This is a genomic window from Kineococcus gurbantunggutensis (assembly GCF_050871925.1).
In the GTDB taxonomy this organism is placed as follows: domain Bacteria; phylum Actinomycetota; class Actinomycetes; order Actinomycetales; family Kineococcaceae; genus Kineococcus.
The window spans coordinates 1-16614 of record NZ_JBJLSG010000109.1 but is presented as its reverse complement, the minus strand read 5'-3'; the positions used below and the strand labels follow the sequence as shown (position 1 = coordinate 16614).

15 protein-coding genes are annotated in these 16614 nt (G+C 77.5%); 6 read left to right on the top strand and 9 right to left on the bottom strand.

The features are described from left to right. Window positions 1-10 precede the first annotated feature (10 nt). From ACRYR7_RS17800 to ACRYR7_RS17785, 4 genes are all read right to left on the bottom strand, one after another. Entirely contained in the window at window positions 11-301 is a 291-nt protein-coding gene (locus ACRYR7_RS17800) for a hypothetical protein (RefSeq protein WP_432573446.1), read from the bottom strand. 140 nt (window positions 302-441) lie between these two features. After that, the gene (locus ACRYR7_RS17795; RefSeq protein ID WP_432573445.1) at window positions 442-1755 is read right to left on the bottom strand and encodes an alpha/beta fold hydrolase; all 1314 of its coding nucleotides are present in this window, start codon (window positions 1753-1755) and stop codon (window positions 442-444) included. A 5-nt stretch (window positions 1756-1760) separates the two neighbouring features. Next, a complete protein-coding gene (purE, locus tag ACRYR7_RS17790) occupies window positions 1761-2255 on the bottom strand; it encodes a 5-(carboxyamino)imidazole ribonucleotide mutase (protein ID WP_432573450.1) in 495 nt (164 codons plus the stop codon). Window positions 2256-2278: 23 nt separating this feature from the next. Then, window positions 2279-3412 (bottom strand): 5-(carboxyamino)imidazole ribonucleotide synthase, encoded by a 1134-nt coding sequence (locus tag ACRYR7_RS17785; protein ID WP_432573449.1) that lies wholly within the window; start codon window positions 3410-3412, stop codon window positions 2279-2281. Between the two features lie 548 nt (window positions 3413-3960). On the opposite strand from ACRYR7_RS17785, the gene ACRYR7_RS17780 reads away from it, so the two are divergent. Next, a complete protein-coding gene (locus ACRYR7_RS17780) occupies window positions 3961-4674 on the top strand; it encodes a GtrA family protein (protein WP_432573444.1) in 714 nt (237 codons plus the stop codon). On the opposite strand, the gene ACRYR7_RS17775 is transcribed toward ACRYR7_RS17780, so the two are convergent. Further along, the gene (locus tag ACRYR7_RS17775) at window positions 4615-5472 is read right to left on the bottom strand and encodes a biotin--[acetyl-CoA-carboxylase] ligase (protein WP_432573443.1); all 858 of its coding nucleotides are present in this window, start codon (window positions 5470-5472) and stop codon (window positions 4615-4617) included. The genes ACRYR7_RS17780 and ACRYR7_RS17775 overlap by 60 nt on opposite strands. Before the next feature lie 151 nt (window positions 5473-5623). Between ACRYR7_RS17775 and ACRYR7_RS17770 the strand changes: the two genes are divergently transcribed. The 5 genes from ACRYR7_RS17770 to ACRYR7_RS17750 all read left to right on the top strand — a co-directional run bounded on the left by ACRYR7_RS17770 (window position 5624) and on the right by ACRYR7_RS17750 (window position 12115). Beyond that, window positions 5624-6658, top strand: a complete 1035-nt coding sequence (locus ACRYR7_RS17770; protein ID WP_432573442.1) for an ABC transporter substrate-binding protein — start codon at window positions 5624-5626, stop codon at window positions 6656-6658. Between the two features lie 22 nt (window positions 6659-6680). Further along, on the top strand, window positions 6681-8360 hold the full coding sequence (locus ACRYR7_RS17765) for a DUF885 domain-containing protein (protein WP_432573441.1): 1680 nt from the start codon (window positions 6681-6683) through the stop codon (window positions 8358-8360). Between the two features lie 61 nt (window positions 8361-8421). Further along, on the top strand, window positions 8422-9108 hold the full coding sequence (locus tag ACRYR7_RS17760) for a Maf family protein (RefSeq protein WP_432573440.1): 687 nt from the start codon (window positions 8422-8424) through the stop codon (window positions 9106-9108). A gap of 46 nt (window positions 9109-9154) precedes the next feature. Next, window positions 9155-11059 carry an acetyl/propionyl/methylcrotonyl-CoA carboxylase subunit alpha gene (locus tag ACRYR7_RS17755; RefSeq protein WP_432573439.1) on the top strand — a complete coding sequence of 635 codons (1905 nt, stop codon included), beginning with the start codon at window positions 9155-9157 and terminating at the stop codon, window positions 11057-11059. Between the two features lie 81 nt (window positions 11060-11140). Further along, entirely contained in the window at window positions 11141-12115 is a 975-nt protein-coding gene (locus ACRYR7_RS17750; RefSeq protein ID WP_432573438.1) for a bile acid:sodium symporter family protein, read from the top strand. Here ACRYR7_RS17750 and ACRYR7_RS17745 read toward each other — a convergent pair. The 4 genes from ACRYR7_RS17745 to ACRYR7_RS17730 form a co-directional block, all read right to left on the bottom strand. Beyond that, the gene (locus ACRYR7_RS17745; protein ID WP_432573437.1) at window positions 12112-12918 is read right to left on the bottom strand and encodes a DUF4097 family beta strand repeat-containing protein; all 807 of its coding nucleotides are present in this window, start codon (window positions 12916-12918) and stop codon (window positions 12112-12114) included. The genes ACRYR7_RS17750 and ACRYR7_RS17745 overlap by 4 nt on opposite strands. After that, complete coding sequence (locus ACRYR7_RS17740; RefSeq protein WP_432573448.1) at window positions 12915-13583, bottom strand: response regulator; 669 nt, start codon at window positions 13581-13583, stop codon at window positions 12915-12917. The genes ACRYR7_RS17745 and ACRYR7_RS17740 overlap by 4 nt, the downstream gene beginning before the upstream one ends. Window positions 13584-13618: 35 nt before the next feature. Continuing rightward, window positions 13619-14962, bottom strand: coding sequence for a sensor histidine kinase (locus ACRYR7_RS17735; protein ID WP_432573436.1), 1344 nt, complete (start codon window positions 14960-14962; stop codon window positions 13619-13621). Window positions 14963-15073: 111 nt separating this feature from the next. Then, the gene (locus ACRYR7_RS17730; RefSeq protein WP_432573435.1) at window positions 15074-16513 is read right to left on the bottom strand and encodes an NAD(P)H-quinone dehydrogenase; all 1440 of its coding nucleotides are present in this window, start codon (window positions 16511-16513) and stop codon (window positions 15074-15076) included. Window positions 16514-16614 lie beyond the last annotated feature (101 nt).

Below are 16614 nucleotides of genomic sequence, written 5' to 3'. Positions count from 1 at the left end.
TTAAGCAGTGCTAACCGGCTGGCAGGCGGGGCACCCCCCCGGGGGCGTTGCTGGTCAGGTGGGTGCCGCCGGGGGTGGCGTGGGCGGCGCCCGCCCTCGCCTCGGTGGTGCCCTCGTCGTAGAGGACGACGTACTCGCCGTCGGTGCGCACGGCGGCGCCGGTGCCGGTGGTGCCGGCGGTGCTGCTCGGGGTGCTCGGGGTGGTGGCCGTGGGGTCCGCGGACGACGCGGTCTGCGTGGCCGCCAGGGTGGCCGCGACGAGCGTGACGCTCACCGCGGAGGAGAGGACGATCTTGCGCACGAGGCCTCCAGCGTGGGGAACGGACGGGGAAGTCACCCGTCCGGCGCAGTGCTGTGGCTGAGTGTGGTGCGCAGGTCACGCACGGACAAGCTGACGCGCTGGGCGGCGCGCGCGCCACCGGGAGGGGCGCGGCACCGGGGTCAGCGGCGCACCAGCTCCAGCAGGACGTCCAGCAGGCGCCGGCCGTCCAGGCGCAGGCCGTCGTGGTGGTACTCGTTGGTGACGAACGTGCGGGCCCCGCGGACCGCGCGCGCGGTGTCCCGGCTGAAGGCGTACGGCACGAACACGTCCTCGACGTACACCGCCGCGGCCACCGGCACGGTGTTGGCGGCCAGCACCTCCGGGTCGTACAGCGCGGGCAGGTCCTCGCGGGCGGCGAGCAGCTCCGCGGCCCCGCGCAGCGGCACCAGCGCCGGGTCCTCCTCGAACTGCCAGGGGTAGACGTGCTCGGCGGTGAACCGGAACGGCGCGCCGGGGCCGGCGTCGAGGGAGAACTCGGGGAACTCCGCGCGCACCCGGTGCGCCGACCAGCGGGTGGCCCCGCCGGTGGCCGGGCCCTGCGCGTAGATGCTCTCGTGCAGCACCGCGTACAGCGGGTGCGCCTCGAACGACAGCCGCCGGCCGGCCTCGGTCAGGAACCGCCGCCGCAGCCGGCGCTCGCCGCGCACGGTGGTGAAGGGGTCCTCCAGGGCGAAGTGCAGCGCGTCGAAGCCGGAGGTCTGCCCCAGCGCGGTGCCCAGGGTGCGGAAGCGGCGCGAGCTCAGCCGCTCCCCGGTGGGCAGCAGCTCCTCCTGGCCGTCCAGGTGCGCGGCCACCGCGCGGGCGACGGCCTCGTCGCGCGGGTACCTGGCGAAGAACTCCCGGTTGCGCCGAGCGGTGGACGCGTAGGTGGCGCGGTACACCTCGTCGGCGGAGGTGCGCAGGCCCGGCAGGCCCGCGGTGACCAGCGCGCCGGCCAGCCCGTGCGGGGCCTGCGAGAGGTAGCAGGTGATGGCGAAACCGCCGTAGCTCTGCCCCAGAACCCACCAGGGCTCCTCGCCCTGCAGCGCCCGGCGCAGCGCCTCGGCGTCGGCGACGATGCCGTCGGCGCGGAAGTGCGCCAGGTGCCTCGCCTGCGCGGCCGCGTCGCCGACCTCGCCGAGGGACTGCGCGTCCAGCGGCGTGGAGCGCCCGGTGCCGCGCTGGTCCAGCAGCACGACGCGGAACTCCTCCAGCGCCCGGTCCAGCCAGCCGCCCACGACGTCCGGGCGCGGGGCGGGGTTGCCCGGACCGCCCTGGAAGAACACCAGCCGCGGGCGGTCCGCGCGCCCGGTGCGCACGTACTCGCGGGCGAACACCTCGACCGCGCCCGGCTCGGCGCCGGTGCGGTCCAGCGGGACGGTCAGGACGTGCTCGTGCACGTCGTGGCCGTCGACGCGGTGCGAGGCGGTGACGAGCGCCGGGGTCGCGCCCACCGCTCTCAGGCCCCGAAACCGGTGCCGGTGCGGCGGGCGCGGGCCCGCAGCCGCTCGCCCTTGTCGACCGCGGTCTGGCGCAGCGACTCCTGGAACTCCACCACCCGCGCGCGCAGCGCCTCGTCGGAGGCGGCGAGGACCCGCACGGCGAGCAGGCCTGCGTTGCGGGCCCCGCCGATGGAGACGGTGGCCACCGGCACGCCCGAGGGCATCTGCACGATGGACAGCAGCGAGTCCATCCCGTCCAGGTGCCGCAGCGGCACGGGCACGCCGATGACGGGCAGCGGGGTGACGCTGGCGAGCATCCCCGGCAGGTGCGCCGCGCCGCCCGCGCCGGCGATCACCACCCGCAGGCCGCGCCCGGCCGCCGAGGCGCCCCAGGCCACCATGTCGTGCGGCATGCGGTGCGCGGAGACGACGTCGACCTCGCAGGCGATCCCGAACTCCTCCAGGGCCTTGGCCGCCTCCTCCATGACGGGCCAGTCGGAGTCCGAACCCATGACCAGGCCGACCACCGGTGCGCTCACTCGTCGATCTCCCCCGCGATGAAGGCCGCCGCGTGCCGGGCACGCGCGCGGACGGTTTCCAGGTCGTCGCCGAAGACGGTGACGTGCCCGAGCTTGCGGCCGGGCCGCTGCTCCTTGCCGTACAGGTGCACCTTGGCACCCGGGTCGTGCGCCATGACGTGCAGGTAGGAGCGGTACAGGTCCGCGTGCCGCTCCTGCGTGCGCTCCGGGCCCAGGACGTTGACCATTACCGTCCACGGCGCGCGCGCGGAGGTGTCCCCCAGCGGCAGGTCCAGCACGGCGCGCAGGTGTTGCTCGAACTGGCCGGTCACCGAGCCGTCGATGCTCCAGTGCCCGGAGTTGTGCGGGCGCATGGCCAACTCGTTGACGAGGACCTCGCGGCGCCCGTCGCGCTCGACCTCGAACACCTCCACCGCCAGCACGCCGGTGACGCCCAGGCCGCCGGCGATGCGCAGCGCCACGTCCGTCAGGTGCGCGGCCAGGTCGGGGTCCAGGTCCGGGGCGGGGGCGGTGACCTCGTGACACACCCCGCGGCGCTGCACGGTCTCCACCACCGGCCAGGCCGCCGCCTGCCCGGAGGGGCTGCGCGCCACCAGGGCGGCCAGCTCGCGGGTGAAGGCCACGCGCTCCTCCACCAGCAGCGGCCCGCGCCCGGCCCAGTCGGCGAACCAGGCGTCGGCGGTGGCCCACCCGGCGTCGCCGGGCCCGTCGAGCACGAGCACGCCCTTGCCGTCGTAGCCGCCGCGCGGGGTCTTCAGCACCACCGGCCAGCCGGCGTCCGCGGCGAAGGCCTCCACGTCCGCGCGCCCGGCCACCGCCGCCCACCGCGGGCAGGGCACCCCCAGCGCGGTGAGGCGCTCGCGCATGACGAGCTTGTCCTGGGCGTGCACGAGGGCCTCGGCGCCGGGCTGCACGCTCGTCAGCCCCGCCATCGCCCGCAGCCCCTCGCCGGGCACGTGCTCGTGGTCGAAGGTCACCGCGTCGCACCCGGCGGCGAAGGCGCGCAGCGCGTCGAGGTCGTCGGCCGCGCCCACGGGGGCGTCCGCGACGACCTGCGCGGCGCTGACGTCCGGGCCCTCGGCCAGCACCCGCAGCCGCAGGCCCAGCGCCACCGCGGCCGGCTGCATCATCCGGGCGAGCTGGCCGCCGCCGACGACGCCGACGACCGGGAAGCCGCCGGGGCGCGCGTAGGGGGCGGGGTCCGGGCGGGTGCCCGGGGCGGCGCCGGGAGCGGTGCCGGGAGCGGTGGCGGGGGCGTCGGCGGAGGGGGCGCTCGTCACGTCAGGCAGGGTAGGCGACCGCCCGCGGCTCAGGTCCGCGGCGTGTCGGCCGACGGGAGGGCGTCGCGGAGGCGGGCGTGGTGCACGCTCGTCCCGGGATGCCCGGGCCGCACGGGTGGTTCATCCTGGGTCCGCGCTCCGCGGACCCGCGGAGCATCCCACGGAGGGGGAACAGTCAGTGCTCACCGTCATCGCCTGCGTGGCGCTCGTCGTCGTCGGCATCCTCGGAGCCGTCAAGATGGAGGACCACCTCGACCCGTCGAAGGGCCGCAGCCGCGTCGAGCGCTGAGGGACGGGTCCCCGCGGACTCACAGCCCGATCGGCCAGACTGCGGGCCCGGTACGACCGAGCCCCGGCCGAGGAGCGGGTGGGGCGCGACGAACGGAGCACCGCCCACCGTGGCCGACCACACCGACGCAACGCCCCGCACCGCCCCCGCGCCCGGCCCGGCGCACGACGCCCCGCGCCCCGGCCTGGTGGCGCGGCTGCGCGACACCTACGAGGTGCTGGCGCGCGAGGCCGCCAAGTTCGGGGTGGTCGGGGCGGTGGCCTTCGTCACCGACTTCGGCGTCTTCAACCTGCTGAGCTTCGCCGGCCCCGGCGGCGAGGGCGTGCTGCACCACAAGCCGCTGACGGCCAACGGCATCGCCATCGTGGTCAGCGTGGTCGTGGCCTGGCTGGGCAACCGCTACTGGACGTTCCGGCACCGCCGGCGCGCCTCGGCGCCGCGCGAGCTGCTGATGTTCGCGCTGATGAACGGCGCGGGGCTGCTCATCAGCGCCGCCTGCCTGGCCTTCACGTACTACGTGCTGCAGCTGCGCGGGCCGGTGGCCTCCAACGTCTCGGCGAAGGTGGTCGGCGTCGGGCTGGGCACCCTGTTCCGCTGGTGGGCCTACCGCCGCTTCGTGTTCGTGGAGGAGCTGCGCGAGGAGGGCTGGGACGCGCACGGCGCGGACCGCGCCGCCGGGCCCGCGGGCGAGCCGGCCGGTGGGCCCGCCGACGAGCGCGGCGCCGCCCCCGGCCCGCGCCGCGGCGAGGAGCGCGCCGGCTCGTCAGCGCCCGCGCAGGTGGACGACGTCCGCGGCGGCCAGGCTCGTCCGGGCGCCGCCTGAGCCGCGCACCACGAGCCGGCCGTCGGCGTCGACGTCCTCCGCCTCGCCGTCCAGGACGTCGCCGCCGGGCAGGTGGGCGCGCACGGGCGCGCCGAGGGTGAGGCACGCGGCGCGGTAGGCGGCCGCGGTGGCCGCCGGGTCCGCGGCCCACTCGTCCAGCCGGGTGCGCAGCGCGCGCAGGTAGCGGCGCAGCACGGTGTCGCGGTCGGTGCTGCGCGCCCCGGCCAGCGCCAGCGACGTCGCCGGCGCGGGCGCGGCGCCGGCCGAGGCGGCCGGCGGCGGCGGCAGCTCCTGGGCCGTCTGGGTGACGTTCAGGCCCGCGCCGAGCACCACGGCGCCGCCGGCCACCTCGGCGAGGACCCCGCTGACCTTGCCCGCGCGGCCGGGGCCGCGCACGAGCACGTCGTTGGGCCACTTCAGGCCCGCGTCCACCCCCAGGCCGCCCAGGGCGTCGACGACCGCGACGCCGGTCAGCAGCGGCAGCCACGACCAGCGCTGCCGCTCGGCGGCGGGGCGCACCAGCACGGAGACCGCCAGGCCCGCGCGCGGCGGCGAGCTCCAGGTGCGGCCCAGCCGCCCGCGCCCGGCGCCCTGGTGGTCGGCGACGAGGACGGTGCCGTCGGCGACGTCCTCGCGCACGCTGCGCTCGAGCAGGTCGGCGTTGGTGGAGCCGGTGGAGGCCACCACGTCCAGGGCGGCCCAGCCGCCGGGCCCGACGAGCGCGCGGCGCAGCGGCAGGGCCCGCAGCGGGGGCCGCTCCAGGTCGGTCCAGGGTCGGTCGGCGCCCGCGGGGTCCACGCCCGCCACCGTAACCGCGGCCGGGAGCGCGTCCGCGACCGCGGCCGGGAGCGGCCGGGAGCGCGCCCGGGCGGGGCCGGCTTCCGTTCCGGGGCCCCCGTGTGGTGAGGTGAGCCTCCCCTGACCTGAACCGTCCCCGAGGAGACCCGCCGTGCCGCTGCGCGCGACCCGCCGTTCCCTGCTGCTGTCCGCCCCCCTGGCGGCCCTGGCCGCCACCGCCGCCTGCGGCTCCGGCGGCTCCGCGGGCGCCCCCGGGGCCACCGCCACCGCGAGCGGCGCGGGCGGCGCGCAGGACGGCGCCTTCCCCGTGCGGGTCGAGCACGCCCTGGGCACCACCACGGTCGAGGCCGCCCCGCAGCGGATCGTCACCTGGGGCTGGGGCTCGCAGGACGTGCTGTGGGCGCTGGGCCTGCAGCCGGTGGGGGTGCCGGAGGTCACCTACGGCGGCGAGGGCGGGGCGTACCCGTGGTGGGAGGGGCACCACGACCCGGCCGCCACCACCTCCCTCGGCGCCGGCGAGAGCGGCGAGGTGCCCTTCGAGGGGGTCGCCGAGCTGGCCCCGGACCTGGTGCTGGCCGTGAACTCCGGCATCACCGCGCAGGACTGGTCCACCCTCACCGCCATCGCGCCCACCGTGGCCTACCCCGACCAGCCGTGGCAGACCACCTGGCAGGACCAGGCCCGGCTCGTCGGGCGGGCCGTGGGCAAGCAGGAGGAGGCCGAGCAGCTCGTCGCCGACGCCGAGGCCGACGTCGCCGCCCGCGCCGCGGCGAACCCGCAGCTGGCGGGCAAGTCCTTCGCGTACGTGTACGCCACCGCCGCGAACCTGTCGGTGTACCTGCCCGGCGACTCGCGCGTGGACACCCTGCACGGCCTGGGCCTGGTGGACGCCCCCGGCGTGACGGCCCTGGCGGGCACCTCCGACCAGTTCTACGTGGAGGTCGCCAAGGAGCGCGTGCGCGACCTGGACTGCGACCTGCTCGTCGGCTACGGCGAGCTCACCCTGGAGCAGCTGCGCGCCGACCCCGTCTACGCCACCATGCCCGCCGTGGCGAAGGGCGCGGTGGTCTGGCTGACCGACGAGGACCTCATCGCCGCCACCTCCACCACGGTCCTGAACCTGCCCTGGCAGCTGGACCGCACGGTGCCGATGCTGGCCGCCGCCGCGGACGCCGCCTCCGCCTGAGGGCACCGTTAGGGTCGGCGCGGTGAGCACCCCCCCGCGCCGGCCCACGGCGCTCGACGCCGTCGCCGAGGACCACTTCGCCCGGCTGCTGCGGCTGCAGCCGGCCCTGGCGCTGTCCGTGGGCGCGCCCGACCCCGCGCCCGGCCTGGGCGACCGCTCCCCCGCCGGGCTGGCCGAGCTGGCCGGCCTGGCGCGCGCCACCCTGGCCGCCGTCGACGCCGCCCCGGTGGCCGACGAGGTCGACCGCGTCACCGCCGCGGCGCTGCGCGAGCGCCTCGGGCTGGAGCTGGAGCTGCACGAGGCCGGCGAGGACCTCGGCGAGCTGAACGTCATCTCCTCGCCCGTGCAGGACCTGCGGATGGTCTTCGACCTGGTGCCCACCGCCACCGCCGACGACTGGGCCGACGTGGCCGCGCGGCTGGCGTCCGTGCCCGCCGCCGTCGAGGGGTACGTGGAGAGCCTGCGCACCGCCGCCGCGCGCGGGCGCGTGGCCGCGGTGCGGCAGGTGCGCGAGTGCGCCGCCGAAGCCGCCTCCCACGCCGCGCCGGAGGGGTTCTTCGCCGCCTTCGCCGCCGGCGCCGCCGTGGACGGCCGGCCCGTGGAGGGGCCGCTGGCCGCGGACCTGGCGCGCGGCGCGGCCGCCGCCGCCGGCGCCTACGAGCGGCTGGCGGGCTTCCTGCGCACGGAGCTGCAGCCGCAGGCCCCCCAGGCCGACGCGGTGGGCACCGAGCGCTACCGGCTGTTCTCGCGCACCTACCTCGGCGCGGCCGTGGACCTGGCCGAGACGTACGCGTGGGGCCAGGACGAGGTCGGCCGGCTGCGCGCGGAGATGGCGGCCACGGCCCGCGAGATCACCGGCGGCACCGACGTGGCCGCCGCGTTCGAGGCCCTGGACGCCGACGCCTCCACCGTCGTCGCCGGCGCGCAGGCGTTCCGCGACTGGATGCAGCAGCGCTCCGACGAGACCGTCGAGGCGCTGGCGGGCACCCACTTCGACATCCCCGAGCAGGTGCGGCGCCTGGAGTGCCGCATCGCCCCCACCACCGGCGGCGGCATCTACTACACCGGCCCCAGCGAGGACTTCTCCCGCCCGGGCCGGATGTGGTGGGCGGTGCCGCCGGGGCAGACGACGTTCTCCACCTGGCGCGAGGCGACCACCGTGCACCACGAGGGGGTGCCCGGGCACCACCTGCAGATCGGGCAGACCGCGGTGCGCGGGGAGGTCCTCAACCGCTGGCGCCGACAGGGCTGCTGGGTCTCCGGGCACGGCGAGGGCTGGGCGCTGTACGCCGAGCGCCTGGCCGCCGACCTGGGGCACCTGCGCGGGCCCGGGGAGGTCATGGGGATGCTCGACGCGCAGCTGCTGCGCGCGGCGCGGGTGGTCATCGACGTCGGCGTGCACTGCGGCTTCGCGGCGCCCGCCGAGGTCGGCGGCGGGGCGTGGACGTACGAGAAGGCGTGGGCGTACCTGACGAGCTGCTCGGGCAACCACGAGGACGTCCTGCGCTTCGAGCTGAACCGCTACCTGGGCTGGCCGGGGCAGGCGCCGAGCTACAAGGTCGGCGAGCGGCTGTGGTGGTCGGTGCGCGCCGAGGTGCAGCGCCGCGAGGGCGCCGCCTTCGACCTGGTGGCCTTCCACCGCCGCGCGCTGGACCTGGGCTCGGTCGGCCTGGACGTGCTGCGCACCGCCCTGCTCGGCTGAGGAGCCCCGCCCGGCCGGGGGTGCACCGCTCGGCCGGGGGCCCGGCGGGGCGGGTGGGAGGATGCGGGGCGTGCCGTCGCTGCTGCTCGCCTCCGCCTCGCCCGCCCGCCTCGCCACCCTGCGCTCGGCCGGCCTGGACCCCGCCGTCCTCGTCTCCGGCGTCGACGAGCCCGCCGTCGTGGCGCGCTACGGCGTCACCGACGGCGAGGACGTCGCCCTGGTGCTGGCGCGCGCCAAGGCCGAGGAGGTCGCCGGCCGCGAGGAGGTGCCCGACGACGCGCTGGTGCTGGGCTGCGACTCCGTGCTGGAGCTGACCGGCCCGGACGGCGAGCGGCAGGTGCACGGCAAGCCCGCCGACGCCGCGCAGGCCCGCGAGCGCTGGCGCGCGATGCGCGGGCGCAGCGGCGTGCTGCACACCGGGCACTGGCTGGTCGACGCCCGCGAGGACGGCTCGGGGGCCACCCTGGGCGGGGTGGCCTCGGTGACGGTGCACTTCGCCGACGTCACCGACGAGGAGGTCGACGCCTACGTCGCCACCGGCGAGCCGCTGGCGGTGGCCGGCGCCTTCACCCTCGACGGCCTCGGCGGGGCGTTCGTGCGCGGCGTGGAGGGCGACCCGCACGCCGTCGTGGGGGTCTCGCTGCCGCTGCTGCGCGAGCTGGTGCGCGAGGCGGGCGTGAGCTGGCCGGAGCTGTGGACGCCCGGGGCGCGGGCGCGCGGGGAGCGTGCCGGCGCGGGCGGGCAGTAGTCTCAGCCCTCGCCCGACCCGCCGCCGAACCCCCGGAGAACACCGCATGACCTCCCCCGACCCCGCCCCCGCCGAGCCGACCGCGACGGCCGGGACGGCGGTGACGGGCCCCGTCACGAAGGTGCTCGTCGCCAACCGCGGCGAGATCGCGGTGCGCGTGGTGCGCGCCGCCCGCGACGCCGGCATCGCCTCGGTCGCGGTGTACTCCGAGGGCGACCGCGACGCGCTGCACGTGCGGATGGCCGACGAGGCGTACGCGCTGGGCGGCACCACGGCGCGCGAGAGCTACCTGGACGCGGCCAAGCTCGTCGACGTCGCGCGGCGCGCCGGCGCCGACGCGGTGCACCCCGGGTACGGCTTCCTGTCGGAGAACGCCGCGTTCGCGCAGGCCGTGATCGACGCGGGCCTGACGTGGGTCGGCCCGCCGCCGGCGGCGATCGAGGCCCTGGGCGACAAGGTCTCCGCGCGCCACCTGGCCGCCCGCGCGGGCGCGCCCCTGGTGGCCGGCACCCCGGACCCGGTGGCGGGCGTGGACGAGGTGCTCGCCTTCGCCGACGAGCACGGCCTGCCCATCGCCATCAAGGCGGCGTTCGGCGGCGGCGGGCGCGGGCTGAAGGTGGCGCGCCGGCGCGAGGACGTGCCCGAGCTGTTCGCCTCCGCGGTGCGCGAGGCGGAAGCCGCGTTCGGGCGCGGGGAGTGCTTCGTGGAGCGCTACCTGGACCGCCCCCGCCACGTCGAGACGCAGGTGCTGGCCGACGCGCACGGCGGCGCGGTGGTGGTCTCCACCCGCGACTGCACGCTGCAGCGCCGGCACCAGAAGCTCGTGGAGGAGGCGCCCGCGCCGTTCCTGAGCGCCGAGCAGGACGCCGAGCTGCGCCGGGCGTCGCTGGCGATCGTGCGCGAGGCCGGGTACGTGGGCGCCGGCACGGTGGAGTTCCTCGTGGCCGCCGACGGCACGCTGGCGTTCCTGGAGGTGAACACCCGCCTGCAGGTGGAGCACCCGGTCAGCGAGGAGATCAGCGGCCTGGACCTGGTCGTGGAGCAGTTCCGCATCGCCCGCGGCGAGGCGCTGGGCTACTCCGAGGTCCCCACCCGCGGCCACGCGATCGAGTTCCGCGTCAACGGCGAGGACCCCTCGGCCGGCTTCCTGCCGCGCCCGGGCAAGCTGACCCGCTTCTCCCTGCCCTCGGGGCCGGGCGTGCGGGTGGACACCGGCATCGACCCGCGCGCGGCGGCCGTCAGCGGCGGCGTGGAGATCTCCCAGGACTTCGACTCGCTGCTGGCCAAGCTGATCGTCACCGGCGCCACCCGCGAGCAGGCGCTGGCGCGCGCGGCGCGCGCTCTGGAGGAGTTCCAGGTGGAGGGCGTGCCGACGGTGCTGCCCTTCCACCGCGCGATCGTCGCCGACCCGGCGTTCGCGGCCCCCTCCGGGCAGGCGTTCACGGTGCACACCCGCTGGATCGAGACGGAGTTCGACGCCTCGGTCCTGCCCGGCGCGGGCGACCTGCACGCCGCGGACGGCCCGGCGCACCGCGAGACGATCGTGGTGGAGGTCGCCGGCAAGCGCCTGGAGGTCTCCCTGCCGGTGGAGCAGCTCAACGCGCAGATCTCCCGCGCCGGGCACGAGATCTCCCGCGCCGGTGTCGCCGCCGGCGCCGCGGTGGCCCGCGCGTACCGCAGCACCACCCACCGCGGCAAGCGCGGGGCCAAGGCGCAGGCCGGGTCCGCGGCGAACCCGGACGCGCTGGTGGCGCCCATGCAGGGCACGATCGTGAAGGTGGAGGTCGCCGACGGCGACCGCGTCGAGGCCGGCGACCTGGTCGCGGTGCTCGAGGCGATGAAGATGGAGCAGCCGCTGACCGCGCACAAGGCGGGCACGGTCACGGGGCTGAGCGCGAAGCCGGGCGACACCACCACCACCGGCACCGTCATCTGCGAGATCGCGGACTGAGCACCGGCGCCCCGTCACCACGGGCACCGCGCGGCGCGGCACGCCGGGCCCGGGGCCCGGCGCGTGGCACCCTCGGTGCCCGTGGTGACGGTGCGCAGGGCCGGCGAGCTGGTCGGCAAGTGGTTCACGCTGGTGGTCCTGGCGGCCGGGGCGCTCGCCCTGGCCGCCCCCGGGGCGTTCGCGGGGTGGTCGCCCGCGGTGCCGTGGCTGCTCAGCGTGATCATGCTGGGCATGGGCATGTCGATGCGCCCGGTGGACTTCGCGGTGATCGGCAGGCGCCCGTGGGCGCTGCTGCTGGGCGTGGCCGCGCAGTACACGGTGATGCCGCTGCTGGGGTACGGCGTGGCGCACCTGCTGTCGCTGCCGCCGGAGCTGGCGGTGGGGATGATCCTGGTCGGCGCCGCGCCCGGCGGCACGGCCTCCAACGTCATGGTCTACCTGGCCCGCGGCGACGTGGCGCTGTCGGTGGCGATGACGTCGGTGTCCACGCTGCTGGCCCCGTTCCTGACCCCGCTGCTGGTGCTCGCCCTGGTCGGGCAGACGCTGCCGGTCAGCGGCACGGCCCTGTTCACCTCGATCGTGCAGGTCGTCCTGGTGCCGGTGCTGGCCGGGCTGGCGCTGCGCCTGCTGGTGCCGCGCCTGGTGGAGCGCTGCCTGGACGTGCTGCCCCTGGTCTCCGTCGCCGGGATCACCGCCGTCGTCCTGGCCGTCGTGGCCGGCAGCGCGGCGACGGTGCTCAGCGCCGGGGCGCTGGTGCTGCTGGCCGTCGTGCTGCACAACGTCGGCGGGCTGGCGCTGGGCTACGCCGTCGGGCGCCTGTGCGGGCTGCCGGTGGCGAGCCGGCGGGCGATCAGCATCGAGGTGGGGATGCAGAACTCCGGCCTGGCGGCCGCGCTGGCCACCGTGCACTTCTCCCCCGCCGCGGCCCTGCCCGCGGCGATCTTCTCGGTGTGGCACAACGTCTCCGGCTCGCTGCTCGCCGGGCGCTGGTCGCGCCGGCCGGTGGCGGCGGACGTGCGCACCGGCGAGCCGGCCACCGGGCCGCTGGCCCGCTAGGGCGCCACCAGCACCGCCGCGTCCCCGGTGGAGGTGCGCACGGCGACGCGGCGCGGGGAGGAGGTGTCCACGGGCACCTCGACGTGCGGCTCGCCGAGGTCGCTGGTGGCGCTGGCGTCGTAGCGCGCGTCCCCGGGCAGCAGGACGGTGGCGTCCCCGGTGCCGGTGGTGACCTGAACGTCGTCGGGGGCCCGCTCGAACCGGGCCTCCACGTCGCCGGTGCCGGTGCGCGCGCGCACCCGCGCCACGGCGCCGTCCAGCTCCAACTCCCCGGTGCCGGTCCGCGCGTCCAGCGACGTGCCGGTGCCCTCCCAGCGCACGTCGCCGGTGCCGGCGCGGGCCGAGACCGCGCCGAAGGCGCCGGTGAGGACCTGGTCGCCGGTGCCGGTGCGCATGTCCAGGGCCAGGCCCTCGGGCACGGTGACCTCCCAGGACGTCTCGCAGGGGCTGAGCAGGGCGCCGCCGCTGCACCGCGAGCTCAGGCGCAGCTCACCGCCGACGACCTCGGCGCCGTGGCGCGAGCGGGTCCAGCCCTCGTGCACGAGGGTGCGCACCCGCACGTCCCGCTGCCCGGGCAGGGCGGTGACGGTGACGTCGCCGGTGTCGCCGGCGGTGCGCAGCGCCCGCACCGCGCTGAACACCTCGGTGCTCTCGGAGCGGGTGGCGGTCAGGTCGGCCAGGACGTCGACCGTGCCGGAGGCGACGACGAGCCCGGCGAGGACGGCGAGGAGAGCCCGGCCCGGCGGGCGGCGCGGCCCGGCGGGCGGCGCCTCGACGAGCAGCGGGGCGGTGGGGGCGCTCACGCCCGGCTCCCCGGGCGCGCGGCGGCCTCGAGGTGGCGCAGCACCGCCAGCACGCGGCGGTGGTCGCCGGTGTCCGGGGGCAGGCCGAGCTTGGCGAAGATGTTCGACACGTGCTTCTCCACGGCCTTGTCGGTGACGACCAGCCGGGCGGCGATCGCGGTGTTGGAGCGGCCCTCGGCCATGAGCTGCAGGACCTCCAGCTCGCGCGGGGTCAGGCCCTCCAGCGGGTCGTCGCGGCGGGCGCGCGAGAGGAGCTGGGAGACCACCTCGGGGTCGACGGCGGTGCCACCGGCGGCGACGCGGCGCAGGGTGGTGACGAACTCGTCGACGTCGCCGACGCGGTCCTTCAGCAGGTAGCCCACCCCGCGGGCGCGGCCGCCGAGCAGCTCGGCGGCGTAGCTCTCCTCGACGTACTGGGAGAGCACGAGCACCGCGGTGCCGGGGTGCTGGGTGCGCACGACGATCGCCGCGCGCAGGCCCTCGTCGGTGAACGTCGGCGGCATCCGCACGTCGGTGAGGACGAGGTCGGGGGCGTGCTCGTCGGTGGCGCGCAGCAGCGCCTCGGCGTCGTCGACGGCGGCGACGACGTCCACCCCCTCGGTGCGCAGCAGCTGCACCAGGCCCTCGCGCAGCAGCACGGAGTCCTCGGCGAGCACCACGCGCAGCGGCCCGGCGCCGGCGTCCGCGGCGGTCCCGGCGCTCACCGGGCACCGCCGACGGTCCACGGCACGCCGGCCTCCAGCACGGTGGGCCCGCCGGGCGGGCTGTCCAGGTGCAGCCAGCCGTCCACGGCGGCGAGGCGGTCGCCCAGCCCGCGCAGGCCGCTGCCGCCGTCGGCGACGGTGCCGCCGGCGGGCACGGCGCCGCCGACGCCGTCGTCGCTGACGCGCAGGCGCAGCAGGTCCTCGCCGGCGGGGCCGGCGGCCTCGCGCCAGACCTGCACGACGGCGCGGGAGGCGCGCGCGTGCTTGGCGGTGTTCGTCAGCGCCTCGGAGACGCAGAAGTAGGCGATGGCCTCGGCGGTGGGGCTGGGGCGCTGCTCGGGCGGGAAGTGCACCTCCACGTCCACCGGCACCGGGGAGGAGGCCGCCAGCGCCGAGACGGCCGCGTCCAGGCCGCGGTCGGTGAGCACGGGCGGGTGGATGCCGCGCGCGACGTGGCGCATGTCGGCGATGGCGGCCGAGGCGGAGGTGCTGGCGGCGTCGAGCAGGTCGCGGGCGGCGTCGGGGCCGCCGCGGTCCAGGGCGCGCTTGGCCATGCCCAGCTGCATGGACAGCGAGACCAGCCGCTGCTGCGGGCCGTCGTGCAGGTCGCGCTCGATGCGGCGGCGCTCGGCCTCCACGGAGTCCACGGTGCGCGAGCGGGTCCGCGTGAGGGTCTCCACGCGGCGGCGCAGCGCGGCCTCGCGCAGCTCGCGGGCCCCGCCCAGCAGGGCGTGCGCGGTGCGGACCTCCACGGCGGTGACCGCGCGGGCCACCGGCGGGGCGAGCAGCAGCAGCAGGAGCCCGCCGGCGGCCACCAGCGGGCCGGGGGCGTCGAGGGTGCCGGGGACGCCGAACGGCGCGCTGAGCGGGCCGTCGGCCACGGCGGGGGCCAGCAGGGCGGCCAGGCCGGTGGTGGTCAGCCCCAGCACCAGGGCGCCGCCGAGCACGCCGAGGGTGCTCACGAGGGCCAGGTGCCCGGCGTAGCGCCAGGCGCGCGGGTCCAGGGCCAGGCGGCGCCAGCGGGAGGCGGGGCGGCGCCGGCGCGGCGGGGCGGGCACGTGCTCGCCCAGGACGGCGGCCAGGCGGTAGCGCTCCAGGGCGGCGCCGGCGCCGAGGAGGGGGCGGGCGAGCAGGAGCACGAGCAGCCCGCTGCCCAGCACGGGGACCAGGGCGGTCCCCACGAGCAGCAGGACGAGCGCCGTCAGGTGCAGCGCGAGGGCGATCGGGTGCAGGACCACGTGCACCACCGACCACCAGCCGTCGGCCCAGCGGCGCAGCGCGCCGCCGGGGTGCCTCACCGCCGGGACGGCTGCCGCCCAGCGCGTCGTGTCGTCGCTCACAGCGTGAACAGTAGGGGCGCGGCGCGGGCCGGCGGCAGCGTGCGACCCCCCGGCCCCGGGGTGGGGACAACCCCACCCCGGGGCCGGTCGCGGGAGCCGCCCGGGAGGGGCCTACTCCCCCATGACGTGCAGCTGGCGGGCCGCCTCGGCCAGCGAGCCGGTCAGCGAGGGGTAGACGGTGAAGGCGTGCGCGACGTCGTCGACGTTGAGGCGCTTCTCCACCGCCAGCGTCACCGGGAAGATGAGCTCGCTGGCGCGCGGGGCGACGACCACGCCGCCGATGACGGTGCCGGAACCGGTGCGGCAGAACAGCTTCACGAACCCGTCGTGGATGCCCAGCATCTTCGCGCGCGCGTTGGTGGACAGCGGCAGCTTGACGATGTCGCCCTGCGCCTCGCCGGAGTCGATCTGCTTCTGCGTCCAGCCCACGGTGGCGATCTCCGGGGAGGTGAACACGTTGGAGGAGACCGAGCGCAGCCGCAGCGGGGCCACGGTGTCGCCCAGGGCGTGCCACATGGCGATGCGGCCCTGCATGGCCGCCACCGAGGCCAGCGGGAACACCCCGGTGCAGTCGCCGGCGGCGTACACCCCGCGCGCGGAGGTGCGCGAGACCTTGTCGACGTCGACGTGCCCGGACTCGGAGGTCCACACCCCGGCCTCCTCCAGGCCGATGCCGGAGGTGTTGGGGACCGCGCCGACCGCGACGAGGCAGTGCGAGCCCTCCAGGGTGCGCCCGTCGGCCAGGGTCACGGTGACGGAGTCCCCGTGCCGCTCGACCTTCTGCGCGCGCGAGCGCGAGACGACGTCCATGCCGCGGCGGCGGAAGACCTCCTCGAGCACCTCGGCGGCGTCGGCGTCCTCGCCGGGCAGGACGCGGTCGCGGCTGGAGACGAGGGTGACGTGGGCGCCGAGGGCGTCGTAGGCGCTGGCGAACTCCGCGCCGGTGACGCCGGAGCCGACGACGATGAGGTGCTCGGGCAGCTCCTCGATGTCGTAGACCTGCTTCCAGGTGAGGATGCGCTCGCCGTCGGGCTGGGCGTCGGGCAGCGTGCGCGGGCTGGAGCCGGTGCTGACGAGCACGACGTCGGCCTCCACGCGCTCGCCGGCGTCGTCGCCGGCGGTGACGACGAGGGCCTGCGGGCCGTCCAGGCGGCCGTCGCCGGACAGGACGCGCACGCCCTCCTTCTCCAGGCGGGCGCGCACGTCGGCGGACTGCGACAGGGCCAGCGACTTCACGCGCTGGTGCACGCGGCCGAGGTCGACGGTCACGGAGCCGGTGGGCTCGGTGTCGCGGCCGGCGCCGCCGGGGAAGCGGACGCCGAGCTCGGTGGAACCGCCGACCGTGGTCATGGTCTCGGCGGTGGCGATGAGGGTCTTCGAGGGCACGACGTCGGTCAGGACGGTGGACCCGCCCAGGCCCTGGCGCTCGACGACGGTGACGTCGGCGCCCAGCTGGGAGGCCACCAGGGCCGCTTCGTACCCGCCGGGGCCGCCGCCGAGGACGGCGACGCGCTGGCGCTTGGCGACGGGGGACGCGCTCGTGGGGCTCACGGCTCCATGGTCCCCCACGCCACCGACACGAGTCACGCCGAGCGCACGGGCGGCGCACGGGGAGCGACCGCCGGCGGCGGGCGGCGGGGGCGGGCGGCGGG

What these genes read in the sequence shown, in the direction of transcription:
- purE (WP_432573450.1), bottom strand. Translation starts at nt 2,255, where the DNA reads ATGGGTTCGGACTCCGACTGGCCCGTCATGGAGGAGGCGGCCAAGGCC.
- ACRYR7_RS17785 (WP_432573449.1), bottom strand. Translation starts at nt 3,412, where the DNA reads ATGATGCAGCCGGCCGCGGTGGCGCTGGGCCTGCGGCTGCGGGTGCTG.
- ACRYR7_RS17760 (WP_432573440.1), top strand. Translation starts at nt 8,422, where the DNA reads ATGCGGGGCGTGCCGTCGCTGCTGCTCGCCTCCGCCTCGCCCGCCCGC.
- ACRYR7_RS17755 (WP_432573439.1), top strand. Translation starts at nt 9,155, where the DNA reads ATGACCTCCCCCGACCCCGCCCCCGCCGAGCCGACCGCGACGGCCGGG.